Origin of the sequence: Mesorhizobium sp. M0633 (assembly GCF_040320645.1) — a bacterium.
Classification (GTDB): domain Bacteria; phylum Pseudomonadota; class Alphaproteobacteria; order Rhizobiales; family Rhizobiaceae; genus Mesorhizobium.
Window position 1 is genome coordinate 110,755 of sequence record NZ_JAMYQC010000015.1, and the last position, 15,945, is coordinate 126,699.

16 protein-coding genes and 1 pseudogene are annotated in these 15,945 nt (G+C 62.9%); 2 read left to right on the forward strand and 15 right to left on the reverse strand.

The annotated features are described in order from the left end of the window. Positions 1 to 150: 150 nt before the first annotated feature. Positions 151 to 1,059: a DMT family transporter gene (locus tag NKI47_RS17810; protein WP_502898045.1), complete on the reverse strand. Its 909-nt coding sequence runs from the start codon at positions 1,057 to 1,059 to the stop codon at positions 151 to 153. A gap of 322 nt (positions 1,060 to 1,381) precedes the next feature. On the opposite strand from NKI47_RS17810, the gene NKI47_RS17815 reads away from it, so the two are divergent. Then, a complete protein-coding gene (locus NKI47_RS17815; RefSeq protein WP_023677721.1) occupies positions 1,382 to 1,888 on the forward strand; it encodes an OsmC family protein in 507 nt (168 codons plus the stop codon). A gap of 152 nt (positions 1,889 to 2,040) precedes the next feature. Here the strand turns inward: NKI47_RS17815 and NKI47_RS17820 are convergent, their stop codons facing one another. From NKI47_RS17820 to rpsF, 14 genes and pseudogenes are all read right to left on the reverse strand, one after another. After that, the gene (locus NKI47_RS17820) at positions 2,041 to 2,262 is read right to left on the reverse strand and encodes a hypothetical protein (RefSeq protein ID WP_023677720.1); all 222 of its coding nucleotides are present in this window, start codon (positions 2,260 to 2,262) and stop codon (positions 2,041 to 2,043) included. A 130-nt stretch (positions 2,263 to 2,392) separates the two neighbouring features. Further along, a pseudogene (locus NKI47_RS17825) lies at positions 2,393 to 2,698 on the reverse strand (hypothetical protein); the annotation flags it as partial. Between the two features lie 144 nt (positions 2,699 to 2,842). Next, on the reverse strand, positions 2,843 to 3,589 hold the full coding sequence (locus NKI47_RS17830; RefSeq protein ID WP_352454394.1) for an SDR family NAD(P)-dependent oxidoreductase: 747 nt from the start codon (positions 3,587 to 3,589) through the stop codon (positions 2,843 to 2,845). After that, a complete protein-coding gene (locus NKI47_RS17835) occupies positions 3,586 to 3,876 on the reverse strand; it encodes a hypothetical protein (RefSeq protein ID WP_352569671.1) in 291 nt (96 codons plus the stop codon). Before NKI47_RS17835 ends, NKI47_RS17830 begins: the two co-directional genes overlap by 4 nt. A gap of 26 nt (positions 3,877 to 3,902) precedes the next feature. After that, positions 3,903 to 5,372: an amidophosphoribosyltransferase gene (purF, locus tag NKI47_RS17840; protein ID WP_352592079.1), complete on the reverse strand. Its 1,470-nt coding sequence runs from the start codon at positions 5,370 to 5,372 to the stop codon at positions 3,903 to 3,905. A gap of 125 nt (positions 5,373 to 5,497) precedes the next feature. Next, positions 5,498 to 6,169: a CvpA family protein gene (locus NKI47_RS17845; protein WP_023677716.1), complete on the reverse strand. Its 672-nt coding sequence runs from the start codon at positions 6,167 to 6,169 to the stop codon at positions 5,498 to 5,500. A 47-nt stretch (positions 6,170 to 6,216) separates the two neighbouring features. Beyond that, entirely contained in the window at positions 6,217 to 7,635 is a 1,419-nt protein-coding gene (radA, locus tag NKI47_RS17850; RefSeq protein ID WP_352592082.1) for a DNA repair protein RadA, read from the reverse strand. A gap of 228 nt (positions 7,636 to 7,863) precedes the next feature. Continuing rightward, positions 7,864 to 9,354, reverse strand: a complete 1,491-nt coding sequence (locus tag NKI47_RS17855; RefSeq protein ID WP_352592085.1) for a replicative DNA helicase — start codon at positions 9,352 to 9,354, stop codon at positions 7,864 to 7,866. Between the two features lie 206 nt (positions 9,355 to 9,560). Beyond that, the gene (locus tag NKI47_RS17860; protein WP_352467172.1) at positions 9,561 to 10,529 is read right to left on the reverse strand and encodes a small ribosomal subunit Rsm22 family protein; all 969 of its coding nucleotides are present in this window, start codon (positions 10,527 to 10,529) and stop codon (positions 9,561 to 9,563) included. A 3-nt stretch (positions 10,530 to 10,532) separates the two neighbouring features. Beyond that, positions 10,533 to 10,856: a YnfA family protein gene (locus NKI47_RS17865; protein WP_352467171.1), complete on the reverse strand. Its 324-nt coding sequence runs from the start codon at positions 10,854 to 10,856 to the stop codon at positions 10,533 to 10,535. A gap of 81 nt (positions 10,857 to 10,937) precedes the next feature. Continuing rightward, the gene (locus tag NKI47_RS17870; RefSeq protein WP_352592089.1) at positions 10,938 to 12,227 is read right to left on the reverse strand and encodes a cyclopropane fatty acid synthase; all 1,290 of its coding nucleotides are present in this window, start codon (positions 12,225 to 12,227) and stop codon (positions 10,938 to 10,940) included. 153 nt (positions 12,228 to 12,380) lie between these two features. Next, on the reverse strand, positions 12,381 to 12,965 hold the full coding sequence (gene rplI / locus NKI47_RS17875) for a 50S ribosomal protein L9 (protein WP_352542730.1): 585 nt from the start codon (positions 12,963 to 12,965) through the stop codon (positions 12,381 to 12,383). A 213-nt stretch (positions 12,966 to 13,178) separates the two neighbouring features. Beyond that, positions 13,179 to 13,427, reverse strand: coding sequence for a 30S ribosomal protein S18 (gene rpsR, locus NKI47_RS17880; RefSeq protein WP_006203718.1), 249 nt, complete (start codon positions 13,425 to 13,427; stop codon positions 13,179 to 13,181). Then, a complete protein-coding gene (gene rpsF, locus NKI47_RS17885; protein WP_023677709.1) occupies positions 13,427 to 13,927 on the reverse strand; it encodes a 30S ribosomal protein S6 in 501 nt (166 codons plus the stop codon). Before rpsF ends, rpsR begins: the two co-directional genes overlap by 1 nt. A 455-nt stretch (positions 13,928 to 14,382) precedes the next feature. Between rpsF and NKI47_RS17890 the strand changes: the two genes are divergently transcribed. Further along, positions 14,383 to 15,927, forward strand: a complete 1,545-nt coding sequence (locus NKI47_RS17890) for a pilus assembly protein (RefSeq protein WP_023677708.1) — start codon at positions 14,383 to 14,385, stop codon at positions 15,925 to 15,927. Positions 15,928 to 15,945 lie beyond the last annotated feature (18 nt).

Sequence of the window (15,945 nt, forward strand, 5' to 3'; positions counted from 1 at the left end):
GGCCGAGGGGTTTTGGGGGGACTTGGGGTGGCCCGTCGCAGCCATAATGCCTGAGCCCTATGATGGTTCCATGACTTTTCAAATTAATTTTCAGGACCGGATTTCTCGTGATCGGACCACCAACTCGCGCTCGGACGCGGCGAGGATTGGTCATGCATCCGCTGCGCGCTGCCTGGCCATCAGCCAGTCGCGGCCGGCGTGAGCGAACACCGCGCAAAGCACGATGGCGCCACCGACCATGCTGGCTGCCGGCGGGATCTCCGCCAGGAACAGGAAGGCAAACAGGATCGCGAATGGCACTTCAGCTGAACCCAGCAATCCGGACTCGGCCGCCGGAATAAGCCGGGTGCCCTCCGTCCACAGGATCGAAGCCAGCGCGAATGAGGCGCCGAAGGTGGCTAGAAGCACAGCGTCCCTGGCCGAGACAGCCAGCGGATCGGCGACGAACCAGCCGAGCACGAACAGAAGGAATGCCGACACCGCACCCGCCCACACCACCGGCGTGTCGCGGAAGGCGCGCACCATGATCATGTAGAGCGCGCTGCCGATCGTCATCAGCAGCGCCAGCCCGTCGCCGAACAAATGGCCGGTGCCGAAGCCGGACCAGACCATGATTGCCACACCGCATAGTGACACAGCAGCGGCGGCAAGCGTCTGCAGCCGGAACGGCTCGCGGACCAACAGGAGGGCCAGCAGCGCGGTGACGAACGGGACCGTGGCATAGATGATCGCGACATTGGCGACAAAGGTGAACTTGAACGCCGAGATAAAGGCGATGCTCCCGAGCGCGCCCTCGATCGCCAGCAGCCAGCCTCGCCAGCCGAGCCGCAAGCTGTCGCGACCGCCGGAGCGCTGGCGGCGCCATAGGACATAGAGGCTGATCAGGATCGAGCCGACGAAGCCGCGCCAGCAGGTAATGGTCAGCGGGTCGGCATGGATCGATTTGGTCAGCACGCCGGTGAGGCCGAAGACGGCCGCCGATGCCGAGACCAGGATGATGCCGAGGGTACGCTCGCGGGCGCTTTCCACTGTGCATGGCATGTCCAGCGATCCCGTCATCTCACCAGCCTACGCTGCCCCTTCCTGACACCATAGTGTCAGCTTGAGGCGTCCTGCATCGAAAACAGCAGGTAGGCAGCCCCGGTGAACAGGATTCCGGCAAGAACCCGTTCGCGGGTTTCCACGATGGCGATATCGGCCATATGTCCGGCGGCCTTACGAATGTGTTGCGAGAGACGGTGTGAAGGCGTTGGATGCTCCCCGTATCGTCAGGCTATACGGGCGAAACCCTGCCAAGCGCTACGCCAGTGGCGACTTGCGTTTGGGCAGGCGGCATCGCCGTTAGGCAGCGAAGCCAGGCAACTGTGGGAGAGAAAACGAAATGGACGCGATCGCATTGAAGGCCATGCAGACGCCGCTGAAGGTGGCCTATCGCGACGACGCCTCGCGCGCGCTGATTACTCTCCGCGCCAAAGGCTCGATCGACGACCAATCGATCGCCTGCAAGGTCGAGACAGGCAGGGCGATCGCCATTGCCGGGCTGCATCCGGCGACCGGCGGCACCGGGCTCGAACTCTGCTCCGGCGACATGCTGCTGGAGGCACTGGTGGCTTGCGCCGGCGTCACGCTGAAGGCGGTAGCGACGGCGCTGGAATTCAAGCTTGGGGCCGCCACGGTGGAAGCCGAAGGCGACCTAGACTTTCGCGGCACGCTTGGCGTGGCAAAGGATGCGCCGGTTGGCTTCCGCGCCATCCGGCTGACATTTGGCCTCGACACCGACGAGCCGCAGGAGCGCATCGATGCGCTGCTCAAGCTGACCGAGCGCTACTGCGTCGTGTTCCAGACCATCAGCCAGAAGCCGGAGCTGACGGTAAGCGCGCGACGCTGACGATTTCCCCCCTTGAGGGGGAGATGTCGCCGAAGGCGACAGAGGGGGTTGTCTCGCGTGAACGCCAACCGCTGCAGCAGGCCGAGCCCGGTGGGACCAACCCCCTCTGGCCTGTCGGCCATCTCCCCCTCAAGGGGCGAGATCACGCTGTCCTACTGCGCCGACGGCTCCTCGGCGTCGCCCTCGTCGGCGAAGGGCGAGGCGCTCGGCACGCACTGCACCGACCAGCCGGCCGGCGTCGGTTGCTTCTGGTATTCGGTTATGGCGAAGGCGCACTGTTCGCGGGTGTCGAATGTGCTGGGCAGCACGACCATGCCGCCTTGCGGGCCGGCGATCACCAGATACCAGACTAACGCTACGCTCGGTGTCGCCATGAGTATTTCCTCGCTCTGCTTGTTTTGGGAGTCGCACGATCCTAGCAACTCCGGCCCAGCGGCGAAAGCTGGGCCAAAGCGCGGCGTTAAGCCACGGCATCACAGCCACGTGATGGCGGGTCGTTTTGGTTCAGTTCACCGCAAAACAATAGAACAGGCCGTCGCCGCCGGTGCCCTTCAGCGCTTCCTGGCTGCAGCCACCGCGTGACGCATGCGAGGAATTCCACGATTTGGCGGCTGCCGAATCATCGAGGCCGGTACGATCGTGATGACCCATCATCGCCACACCTTCTGCTCCGCTCAGCGTCCAGTCGCCGCAGGTCTGGTCGGCTATTTTCGTGCCATCCGGCTTGGAGCCGGTCAACACGTCGTGCCGGTTGGGCGTGTCGCCGCGGCCGTTGACCATTTGGCCCTTTTCGTCGAGTGCCGTCTGTCTGCGACGACGCGGCGCCGATTACTGCAAGCAGCGCGGCGGCAGTCAAGAGAACCAGCCTCCGCATATGGTCCTCCGTTTCTCGAATTGTGGCACCCGAACAACGTTGGTGCCGGCGCAATTCTTCCGGCAAAATGCGATATGTGGCTACTCCGGCTGCCGGTAGGCGACAAAGCGATTGTGCTTGGCCTGGAAGATCAGCCCGGTCTCCTTGAGCGTAGGGCTGGCCAGCGGCACGATACGCTTGGCGATCTCCGAAGGGTGCGGCAGTGTTTCAGGATCCTCGCCGGGTACGGCCTGCGCCCGCATCGCGGTGCGCGTTGCCCCGGGATCGGCGGCATTGACCCTGAGCGGCAGGTTTTCGGTCTCATGCGCCCATGAACGCGTCATGGCCTCGACCGCCGCCTTCGACGCCGCATAAGGCGCCCAGAAGGCGCGTGCGGAGTGGGCAAGGCTGGAGCTCAGCACGATAGCACGGCCGGCATCGGAAAGCCTGAGCAGCGGGTCGACCGAGCGGATCAGCCGCCATGTTGCGGTGACGTTGATGGTCATCACCTTCTCGAAGGTCTTGGCCTCGACATGGCCGATCGGGGCGATGACGCCGAGCACAGCGGCGTTGGCGACCAGTATGTCGAGCTTGCCCCAGCGCTCGTGGATGGCGCCGCCCAGCCGGTCGATCCCCGCCATGTCGGCAAGATCGAGCGGTACCAGCGTCGCCTGTCCGCCACCTGCCTTGATCTGGTCGTCGAGTTCTTCCAACCCGCCGACGGTGCGAGCAACCGCAATCACATGCGCACCGGCCGCGGCAAGCTCCCTGGCGATGAAATAGCCGATACCGCGCGAGGCGCCGGTGACGACCGCAACGCGGCCGGAGAGATCGAGGGGAGGGGTCATGAGCTATTCTTGGGTTGCTGGTCTAAGAACGACAGCTGAATGAAGGCAATCAATTGTTTGGCGGAATTCTCATCAAGAGGGACAAAAACCGTTGCATCACCACCAATGGCTTTGACGACGACATACTTGTCCTGAGTCTCCCTCGCCTCTCTAGCTTGGCAAAAAAGAAATCCATTACCGAGAGGCGTATCGATATCGACCTCAGATCTAATCTGATCTTTGAGCAAGGATTTTGCAAATGAGAGTGAATCCTTGAGGGCTTGCCATAAGCCTCGTCGAGCGCTCATGTCTTACCTCCGTCCGGATCGGAATTCTAAGACCCGCCGGCCGCTAACAGCGACAGCGTGCGCACATTGTCGGAGCCTTCGAAGTCGGCAAGCCGGGTCGGATACTGGCCGGTGAAGCAGGCGTCGCAGAATTGCGGCTGCTCGTTGTCGCGGCCGGCCTCGCCGACGGCGCGGTAGAGCCCGTCGATCGATAGGAAGCCGAGCGAATCGACGCGGATGACATCGGCCATCTCCTCCACCGACATGCGCGACGCCAGCAGCTTCGACTTTTCCGGTGTGTCGACGCCGTAAAAGCAGGAGGCGCGCGTCGGCGGCGAAGCGATGCGCATATGCACTTCCTTGGCGCCGGCATCGCGCACCATCTGGACGATCTTCTGGCTGGTGGTGCCGCGCACGATCGAATCGTCCACCAGCACCACGCGCTTGCCTTCGATCATGCGGCGGTTGGCGTTGTGTTTGAGCTTGACACCCATGTGGCGGATCGAATCGCCGGGCTGGATGAAGGTGCGGCCAACATAGTGATTGCGGATGATGCCGAGCTCGAACGGAATGCCCGCGGCCTGCGAAAAGCCGATCGCCGCCGGCGTGCCCGAATCCGGCACCGGCACGACGATGTCGGCCTCGACCGGACTTTCCTGCGCCAGCTCGGCGCCGATGCGCTTGCGCACTTCATAGACGTTGCGGCCTTCGACCGACGAATCCGGCCGCGCGAAATAGACATATTCGAAGATGCAGAAGCGGGTCTTCTGCGGCTCGAACGGGAACAGGCTTTCGATGCCCTTGCTGGTGACGACGACCATTTCGCCGGGCTTCAGGTCGCGCACGAAACGCGCACCGATAATATCGAGCGCGCAGGTCTCGGAGGCGAGAATCCAGGCGCCGTCGAGATCGCCGAGCACCAGCGGGCGGATGCCGAGCGGGTCGCGGCACCCGATCATCTTCTTGGACGTCATCGCCACCAGCGAGAAGGCGCCTTCGACTTGGCGCACCGCATCGATGAAGCGCGAATTCAGGTCGCGCTCCTTGCTGGTGGCAACCAGGTGCAGGAGCGTTTCGGTGTCGGAGGTGGAAGAGAAGATGGCGCCTTGCTTCTGCAGGGCGCGCTGAACGGTCATGGCGTTGGTGAGATTGCCGTTATGGGCGACGGCAAAGCCGCCATCGGCAAGTTCGGCGAAGAAAGGCTGGATATTGCGCAGACCGGCGCCGCCGGTGGTGGCATAGCGTGTGTGGCCGATGGCACGGTTGCCTTGCAGGCTGTCGATGACACGCTGCTTAGTAAAGGTGTCGCCGATCAGGCCGACATGGCGCTCGACATGGAATTGGGTGCCGTCATAGGAAACGATGCCGGCCGCTTCCTGGCCTCGATGCTGCAACGCATGCAGACCGAGCGTTACGATGGCTGCGGCGTCCTGCCGGCCGAAAATGCCGAACACGCCGCATTCGTCGTGGAAATGGTCGTCGGCTTCGGCGGAAAGCACGTCGTCTGCGTCTGCCACTGAGGCTGCCATTGGGGCTCAAGCTCCGCTAAAGTCGCCATATAAGGTCATAGCGCATCGAAAGCAACGCACGTCGTGCGGCGTTCACATGATCGACAGTCTTGAGCCTGGCAAGTCTGTCGAAATCAGTTTGCCGGCGCCGGGTTTGCAGGTGCCGGCGTCGCGGGCGCATTGTCGGCCGGCGGCGCATCGCTGTCGTCGGGTGCCGGAGCAGTGGCGTCGTCGCCGGCGGCAGGGGCTTCCGCTGCAGGCGCGTCGGGGGCCAGAGGCGTCTCGGTGGCCGGCTGATTCGGATTGAGCTTGTTGAGGATGGCGTTTTCCGGATCCTCGGGCAGCAGGCTTTCGAGCTTGGCTCCGATCGATTCGAGCAACGGCTTTGACTTGGCGTTGGCAATCCAGCCTGGAGCCTTGGCGCCGGCCAGCCAATTGAAGAAAAGCAGCGCGACAGCGACGACCAGGATGCCGCGCGCCGCGCCATAGAGGAAGCCAAGTGTACGATCGAGCGCGCCGATCCTGGAATCGATGATCCAGTCGGCGAGCTTCATGGTGATGACCGAAACGACGATCAGCGCGACAATGAAGACGATACCGGCGGCCGCCGCCATGGCGGCCTTTTCGTTGTCGACATAGGGCTGAATGTAAGGCAGCACCGGCTTGTAGAAGAAGAAGGCGGCGGCCGCGGCGGCTGCCCAGGAGATGATCGACAGGATCTCGCGCGAAAAGCCGCGAACCATTGCGAGCATCGCCGAGACCAGGGTGAAGCCGACGAGAATTCCGTCAAGCAGCGTAATCGGCATGTTTTTCGCCCCACTCCGATCTCTTTTTCACGACTCGACGAGCCGCATCACTCTTGCTCGTCGGCGCGGCTGCGCCGAGAGCCGGCTATGCGCGCCACGAGATCGGCAAGCTCGGTGGGCTGGAAAGCGCCGGCTCCGATCCCCCCGACCCCATTACCACCAACAAGTTCCTCGCTGCCCAAGGGCAGAACCGCGCGTCCGAAACCCAGCTTTTCGGCTTCCTTGAGGCGCTGCTGCGCATGCGCAACCGGCCTCACCGCACCCGAAAGGCTGATTTCGCCGAAATAGACGCAATCGGCGGGAAGGGCAAGACCGGTGAGCGAGGAAACCAGTGCCGCCGCCACTGCCAGGTCGGCCGCCGGCTCCGAAATGCGGTAGCCGCCGGCAACGTTGAGATAGACGTCGTGCGTGCCGAAGCGGACGCCGCAATGGGCTTCCAGAACCGCCAGGATCATCGACAGCCGGGCACCGTCCCAGCCGACGACGGCGCGGCGCGGTGTGCCCAGCGTCGATGGCGCCACCAGCGCCTGGATCTCGACCAGCACCGGCCGTGTGCCTTCCATGCCGGCGAAAACCGCGGCACCCGGCGACTTCGCATGGCGCTCACCGAGGAAAAGCTCGGACGGGTTGGCGACTTCCCGCAAGCCCTTGTCCGACATTTCGAAGACGCCGATCTCATCGGTTGGCCCGAAGCGATTCTTGACCGTGCGCAGGATGCGGTAGTGGTGGCCGCCTTCGCCCTCGAAATAGAGCACCGCGTCGACCATGTGCTCGACGACGCGCGGTCCGGCGATCTGGCCCTCCTTGGTGACGTGGCCGACCAGAACGATCGCCGCCCCTGTGGATTTTGCGTAGCGGATCATCGCCTGGGCGGCGGCACGCACCTGGGTCACCGTGCCGGGCGCCGAATCGGCCATATCGGTCCACAGCGTCTGGATCGAATCGAGAATGACCAGATCCGGCCGCTTGCCATCGGCGATGGTGGCGAGGATGTCCTCGACATTGGTTTCGGCGGCGAGCTCGACCGGGGTGTCGGCGACGCCGAGCCGCTGGGCGCGCAGCCTGATCTGCGCGACCGCCTCTTCGCCCGAGACATAGACGATGCGGTGGCCCTTTGCCGCCAGCGCGGCCGCGGCCTGGGTGAGCAGCGTCGACTTGCCGATGCCGGGATCGCCGCCGACCAGCAGCGCCGAGCCGCGCACGAAGCCGCCGCCGGTGGCGCGGTCGAGTTCGCCGATGCCGGAGACGATGCGCGGCGCGTCCTCGATGTCGCCGGAGAGGCTGGTCAGCACCACCGCGCGGCCCTTGCGTGCATTGCGCGTATTGGCCGGGCCGGAACCTATGCCGCCTGACGTGCCTTCCTCGACCAGCGTGTTCCACTCGCCGCAGGCATCGCATTTGCCGGCCCAGCGCTGATGCACGGAGCCGCAATTCTGGCAGATGAACTGGACGCGCGATTTGGCCATCAGGCGCGGCCTGCGGCAATTGAAAGACAGGTCGGCGGGACAGCGCCCCCCTCTGTCCTGTCGGACATCTCCCCCTCAAGGGGGGAGATTGGCAGCTCCGATATTGCCGTACATCTAGCAGCATTGACGATTGCCGAAAGCCGAAATGACATCCGATCTCCCCCCTTGAGGGGGAGATGTCCGGCAGGACAGAGGGGGGTGCGAAGGAATGAGACCTGTATCAAGAGGTCACTCGAACCGATCCGGCAAATGATGCTCTTCCGCAAGGTCCGAGAAGCGGGTGAATTCGCCCTGGAAGGCGAGGCTGACCGATCCCGTTGGGCCGTGGCGCTGTTTGGCGACGATGACCTCGGCCTTACCGCGCATCTCGTTCATCTCGTGTTCCCATTTGATGTATTCGTCGGTGCCCGGCTTCGGCTCGCGGTTCTTCAGATAATATTCCTCGCGGTAGACGAACAGCACCACGTCGGCGTCCTGCTCGATGGAGCCCGATTCGCGCAGATCCGAAAGCTGCGGGCGCTTGTCGTCGCGGCTCTCGACCTGGCGCGACAGCTGCGACAGCGCGATGATCGGCACCGCCAGCTCCTTGGCTAGTGCCTTGAGGCCGGTGGTGATCTCGGTGATTTCCTGGACGCGGTTTTGCGAGGATTTCGCGCTCGATCCCTGCATCAGCTGGATATAGTCGATAACGATGACGTCGAGGCCGCGCTGGCGCTTCAGGCGACGCGCGCGGGCCGACAGCTGAGCGATGGAAATGCCGCCGGTCTGGTCGATGAACAGCGGGATTTTCTGCATTGTCTGCGAGCAGGCGACCAGCTTTTCGAAATCCATCTCGCTGATCTCGCCGCGCCGGATTTTCGACGACGGGATTTCCGTCTGTTCGGAAATAATGCGGGTGGCCAGCTGTTCGGATGACATTTCGAGCGAAAAGAACCCGACGACGCCGCCATTGGCCGCCTTGAACGAGCCGTCCGCCTGCTGCGCCGGGACATAGGCCTCGGCGATGTTGAAGGCGATATTGGTGGCGAGCGAGGTCTTGCCCATGCCGGGGCGGCCGGCAATGATGATCAGGTCGGACGACTGCAGGCCGCCCATGCGGCGGTCGAGATCGCGCAAGCCGGTAGCAACGCCCGACAAATGCCCATCGCGCATATAAGCCGCATTGGCCATGTCGACGGCGGTCTTGACGGCATCGGTGAAGCTCTCGAAGCCGCCATCGTAGCGGCCGGTTTCGGCCAATTCGAACAGGCGCCGCTCGGCATCCTCGATCTGGTCGGACGGCGACATGTCGACCGGCGCGTCATAGGCGATGTTGACCATGTCCTCGCCGACAGTGATTAGCGCGCGCCGCGTCGCCAGATCATAGATGGCGCGGCCATAGTCGGTGGCGTTGACGACGGTGACGGCCTCGACCGCCAACCGCACGACATATTGCGCCACCGTCATGTCGCCGACCTTCTCGTCGGCCGGCAGGAAGGTCTTCAGCGTGATCGGCGTCGCGATCTTGCCCATGCGGATGAGCTCGGCCGCGACCTCGAAGATCTTTCTATGCAGCGGCTCGTAGAAATGGCCGGCCTTCAGGAAGTCGGAGACGCGGTAGAAGGCATCGTTGTTGACCAGTATGGCGCCGAGCAGCGCCTGCTCGGCCTCGATATTGTTCGGCGCCTCGCGATAGAGCGGTGTTTCCGCCACGCCGAATTTTCGTGCTGCCTCTGCCATGATGTCCCCGGTCCTGATCCCCGTCTCTCGATATCAGAACGAGACAAGTCGGTGATGACTTATCTGCATCAGTCCCCAACCAACCAACTTTGATGCCCGCGATTCACAGCCAGGATCTTTCGGTGGAAAGAATCTCGATTGACTCGAATCAAGATGGCGAGCCTAGCCGTTCTCAGGCGAGAACAAAACAGGAAAATAACTGCCGGTCATTCCGGCAAGGCATCACCCCAATCCAGTCGCCGCGCGGCCTTGAACGTCTCGCCGTCGCGCTTGGTGAACAGTCGCTCGGCAGCACCCCCATCCTGTTCGCAAAGCTTCAGCAAGACCTTGCCGGAGCCCGACTTCGGCGGTGCGATCACTCGCGCTCGAGGCGGAGCGGCCGGATGGCGGGAGGCCGCGACAAAGATGAATTTCTCGTCCTCCCACGGCACCTCGGCATCCTTGGCCAGACGGTGTAGGCGCGAGCGGGCGACGCGGCGGGCGAAATGGCACCAGTCGGGGGCGACGAGCGGGCAGGGCGCCTCATGCGGGCAGGGCGCAAGCACGTGCGCGCCCGCCTCGATCAGCTGCCGCCGCACGGCAAGAATACGCTGCCAGCCGGCCGGCGTGCCCGGCTCGACCACCAGCAGCGTGTCTGCGGTCAGCTGCCAGAGCCGGTCGACGAGTTTTGCCAGCGATGCCGGCGCGATCTCATCCAGCACATAGGCTGAAGTCACCAGCTCGGCCGGCTCCAGATCGACCAGGTCGATGGTGATGTCGCCGGTCCGCCAGGCGGTCCTGGCCGTGATCGAATCCGCGGCAAGTGCTTCGCCGACCCTTCGTACCGCGGCGCCGGCCTCGAGTAGCACCGCCTGTTCGAGATCCGGCCAGAGATTGATTGTGGCCCAAAGCACCGTGCCAGGGCCGGCGCCGACATCGAGCAAGGTCTTCGGAGCATAGTCGGGCCGAGACTCGCCCACCGCATCGAGGCTGGCGCGAACGGCCGCATAGGTCGCCGGTAGCCGCGTTGCCAGATAGGCCTTCACCGCCATGTCTTCGGCCATGTGCAGGCGACCGTCGCGCAACTCTGCGCGGTAGCGGTCCGACAGCGTCTTTGCCGCTTGCTTAAGCATCGGCAACGGCACCTGTTCGAGAAGGCGGTCGACGCCTTGTCTAAGCGGGACGGGCAGTTCCATCGCTTAGGCAGTCCGAGGTGCGAGCAGAATGACCGAGGCGCCAACGATGCAGATCGCGGCACCGGCAAGATCCCAGCGGTCGGGGTGCACGCCTTCCGCCAGCCACAACCAGGCCAGCGAGGCGGCAATGTAGATGCCGCCATAGGCGGCATAGGCCCGGCCCGCCGCGCTGGTGTCGACCAGCGCCAGCAGCCACGCGAATAGCACGAGCGAGACGAGACCGGGCGCCAACCACAGCGGCGACTTGTCCAGCCGCCACCACGCCCAGAACGAAAAGCAGCCGGCGATCTCGGCAAGTGCGGCGGCGACGTAGAGGAGGTAGGTCATGAAAAAAGGTCCTGCGTTGACGGGACCCTTTTCAGCGTGCCGGCCGGCAATGACAAGCGGCAATGGCGTGATGCCGGCAGTCTACTCCGGATCCGCCACCTTGCGGCGGCGAGTGGGCTTGGCCACCGGAGCCTTTTCGCGACGTCCAAGATCGCGCATCTCCAGCGCCTTCTCGCAACTGGCCATGTAGTCGCGCGTCATCGGCAGCGTGTCGTTCTTCTTGGCAATCTGGATCTGGAAGATCACCAGATCCTGCCAGCGGAAGGCAGCTTCCGAGGCGGCAAGATAGAACTCCCACATGCGGCAGAAGCGCTCGTCATAAATCGCCTTGGCCTTGTCGCGGTTGGCCGCGAAGCGCTCGCCCCAATGCTTCAGTGTCTCGGCATAATGCAGCCGCAGAACCTCGATATCGATGACGACGAGCCCCGATTTTTCGATGGCCGGCATCACTTCGGATAGCGACGGGATGTAGCCGCCCGGGAAGATGTACTTGCGGATGAAGGCGCTGGTTGCCCACGGCACGCCGGAGCGGCCGATCGTGTGCAGCAGCATGACGCCGTCCGGCTTCAGCAGCGTCGCCGACTTGTCGAAGAAGGTGCGGAAATGATTGACCCCGACATGCTCGAACATGCCGACGGAGACGATGCGGTCGAAACGCTCATTGAGCTCGCGATAGTCCTTGATGTCGAAATGCACCCGGTTTTGCAGGCCTTGCGCATGGACGCGGTCGGTGGCGACGCCGTGCTGCTCGGTCGACAGCGTCACGCCTTGCACGTCGACGTCGAACGCCTTGGCTAGATAGAGCCCAAGCCCACCCCAGCCGGAGCCGATATCAAGAACCGTCTGGCCGGCCTTCAGCCTGAGCTTGGCGGCGATATGGCGCTTCTTGGCCGTTTGTGCCTCGTCGAGCGTCATGTCCGGCTGCTCGAAATAGGCGCAGGAATATTGCATGTCCTCATCGAGGAAGAGGCGGTAGAGGTCGCCCGACAGATCGTAATGGCGCTGCACGTTGCGGCGCGCCCGCGACGCCGTGTTGATCTGCTGCAGGCGCCGGAAGGCGTGGCGCAGACCCTCGATCGCCTTCGACCAGGTGGCATCGATGCCGCCGCTGCCCATGTTCTGGAAAGCAATCCGCATCACCCCCAGCACGCCGCCCTCGAGAATGTCGAGTTCACCGTCCATGTAGGCTTCCGGCACCGCCAGCATCGGATCGAAGGTTATTGCGCGCTCGGCATGCCTTGTCTTGATGTGCATGTGCACCGGCTCGCCGCTGCCGTCACCGAAAGTCACCATCGAGCCTTGCGGCCCTGTCACCTTGAGATTGCCTATGCGGACCAGGCGGTCGAGAACGCGTTTCAGCAGAATATTCATGACCAATTGTCCCCTCTCGGCCAGACATGCTGTCCTATTCTGCATCAAGATATAGGGGTTCGAAAAGTTCCATTTGGCATAAAAATGCCCGGGTACGAGGCCCGGGCATTGGTCCAGAATAGCGATTAGCCGGCGAATGCCGACGAATGACGATCAGCCGTTGTCTTCGCCGCCTTCGAACTCCGCATTCGGATCGAAGAAGTTTTCCGGCCGCGCATTATCGTTGATGTCCTCGCCGTAGATGGCTTCGGCGGTGGTCAGTGTTTCGCCCTTGGCCTGGCGCTCGGCTTCGTCGGCCGTGCGGGCAATGTTGAGCGTGATGGTAACCTCGACTTCCGGGTGCAGCGCGATCGCCACATTGGTGACGCCGATGGTCTTGATTGGCTGGTTGAGCAGGATCTGGTTGCGGTTGACCGAAAAACCTTCCGCCGTCACCAGCTCGGCGATGTCGCGCGTCGAGACCGAACCATAAAGCTGACCGGTTTCGCCAGCCGAGCGCACGGCGATGAAGCTCTTGCCGTCGAGCTTTTCTGCAATCTGCGCGGCTTCGGACTTGCGCTCCAGGTTGCGGGCTTCGAGCTGGGCCCGCTGTCCCTCGAACTTCTTCTTGTTAGTTTCGTTGGCGCGCAGCGCCTTGCCTTGCGGCAGCAGGAAATTGCGGGCAAACCCGTCCTTGACCTTGACGGTATCGCCCATCTGGCCGAGGCGGGAAACGCGTTCGAGAAGAATGACTTCCATGGTTTTGTTCCTTCGCTTGGGCGCTATCCTCAGGATCGGCGCCGAGTTGTCTGGAACAGGTCAGGAAGCTGGGGCGTCGCCGCCTGTGTCGCTGTCCTGCCTGTCGCGGCAGTTAGGATCTCTTGTCGAAATCCAACCCGGGATTTGGTGTTCGATCCGGCTACGCCCGTCGTGGCCGGTGAAAAAGCGGGCGGCGAACCGCCCGCGTAGATTTTAGCGGACCACGTAGGGCAGCAGGCCGAGGAAGCGGGCGCGCTTGATCGCCTTGGCGAGTTCGCGCTGCTTCTTCTGGCTGACGGCGGTGATACGCGACGGCACGATCTTGCCGCGCTCGGAGATGTAGCGCTGCAGAAGCCGCACGTCCTTGTAGTCGATCTTCGGCGCGTTGGCGCCGGAGAACGGGCAAGTCTTGCGGCGACGGTGGAAGGGGCGCCGGGTTGGGATCTGGTTAATGTCGACCATTATTCTGCGGCTCCTTCAAAGCCTTCGCGCGGACGGCGCGGGCCACGATCGGCACCGCCATCGCCGAAGCTGCGCGGCGGACGATCACCACGGTCACCGCGATCGCGGTCGCCGAATGAGCGCGGGCCACGATCGCCACGGTCGCGGTCGCCGAAGCCGCCGCGTTCCGAGCGCTCTTCGCGCTTCTGCATCATTGCCGACGGACCTTCCTCATGCGAATCGACCTTGATGGTCAGGAAACGCAGCACGTCCTCGGACAGGCCCATCTGGCGCTCCATTTCATTGAGCGCGGCCGGCGGGCAGGTGATGTCCATGAGTGTATAATATGCCTTCCGGTTCTTGTTGACCCGGTAGGTGAGGGACTTCAGTCCCCAGTTCTCGACCCGGCCGACGGACCCGCCATTCGCGGTGATGACGCCCTTGTACTGTTCGACAAGCGCATCGACCTGCTGCTGCGAGAGGTCCTGCCGGGCAAGAAACACATGTTCGTATAGAGCCATAGTGTTCGTGCCTTTCTTCGTTTCTCTCCCGGTTCCCGGCGGCAAAAGCCTCTGCAACTTCTCTGACCCGCAATCCTTGCGAAGGCGGGGAAGAAAGGAGCATGACGAGACGGTCGAGAGCGGAGACACGGGAGGCGGAAGCGCTTCTGGCTTCACGCGAAGGTTTCGAAAAACCTCCGGCCCTCCGTTCAGCCCCCAGCAAGGACCGGCAGATTGCGGGCGTCTATACAGGAATTTGACCGCAAAGCAAGGCCAAACGACAGGGCAAACGGCCCTACCGTCCCAGAGCGCCACGGGCCTCGACGGCAAGGCGTACGGATTTCCTGAAACCGGACCTTAACCACCATGCGAAGTTCCAGCACCGGCGGGCGTGGCGGCAACCCGTCGTTCATCATGCGGATGCAAAAGCAAACAGTCTGTGCGAGGTCGGCAGCAAGGCGGTTTTGGGGACAAAAATGCTTTTCGACAAATTCTGCCGTTCGAAGAGCGGCAACTTTGCCCTGATGCTGGCGTTCGGGCTGCCTGCGGTTCTGACCGCCGTCGCCTTTGCCGTGGACGTGTCCACCTTGATGAGGGCCAAGGTCAGCTTGCAGAACGCGCTCGATGCCGCGAACCTTGCATCTTCGCATCTCGGCGACATCGAGGCTTCGCGCAAGGACGTCTTCGACCGCTACTTCCAGACCAATGTCGCCGGCCACAGCGAGTTGAGGAACGCCGAAGCGACGCTTACCGTGGAAAGGGGCCTCAATTACATCCAGACAAAGGCTGTCGCCATGGCCGACGTCAATTTGAACTTCGCCTTCCTGTTCGGCAACGACAAGCGCATCACCGTCGATGCCGGCGCCGTCGAATCGACCAATCAGCTCGAAGTCGTGCTGGTGCTCGACAATACCGGGTCGATGGCCAGCAACGATCGCATCGGCGCATTGCGGACGGCGGCGACGGCCCTGATCGACATGCTCGAAACGGCGAAGTCGCCGACGCGCAGCGTACGTGTAGCGGTGGTGCCGTTCGTCACCGCGGTCAACGTCAAGGGCGAGGACTACGATCCGGCCTGGATCGACATGGCCGGCAAATCGCCGAACAATGGCGCCAATTTCCCCTTGGTCGGCGGCAAGCGCGTCAACCATATGGACCTGTTCAAGCAATTGGGCGTCGAATGGAGAGGCTGCGTCGAAGCGCGGCCCGGAACCAACAATGTTTCCGACATTTCGCCCGACCAAAACAAACCGGACACCCTGTTCGTACCCTATTTCGCGCCGGACGATCCAGGTAACGCTAAAAATCCAACCAGCTCCTACGGCAATTCAGCGACCGGCTACAACAATTCCTATCTCGACGATACCGTTGTCACCGTGCTTCCCGGCCTCACCAGCGACATGGCGAAGTACAGTGTTTCGACGATGAAGCTGATCAACGACAAGAGAGGCCCACTGACTATCGGCCCAAACCGGGCCTGTCCGACGCCGATAGTGCCGCTGACCGATGATTTCGACAAATTGCGGAAGGCCGTCGGTGAGATGATCGAATGGAACGGCTCGGGGACCAATGTTTCGGAAGGCTTGTCATGGGGGATGCGGGTGCTCTCGCCGGAACCGCCTTACAGCGACGGCGCGCCGTTCAGGGCGTCAGGCACGACCAAAACGGTGCTGCTGCTCACCGACGGCGAGAATGTTGTCTATGGCGCGAAGGATACGCCACAGAAGTCGGACTATGGCTCCTACGGATTCCTGGCCTCGGGTCGGTTTGGATCCAGCGACCAGACCGCGGCTGCGCGCAATGTCGACGATTGGACAACCAATGTATGCAACACATTGAAGAAGCAGGACGTGCAGATATTCACAGTGCTGCTGCAGGCCGACACCGCAGCCAACCGCAAGCTTTACGAGGCCTGCGCATCGTCGCCGTCGGATTATTACCCGACCAACGACGTCAGTCAGCTCGAAAGCGTCTTCCTGAAAATCGGAAGCTCGATTTCGCAGCTGCACTTGACGAACTGAACGACGTCGGCCGCTCTC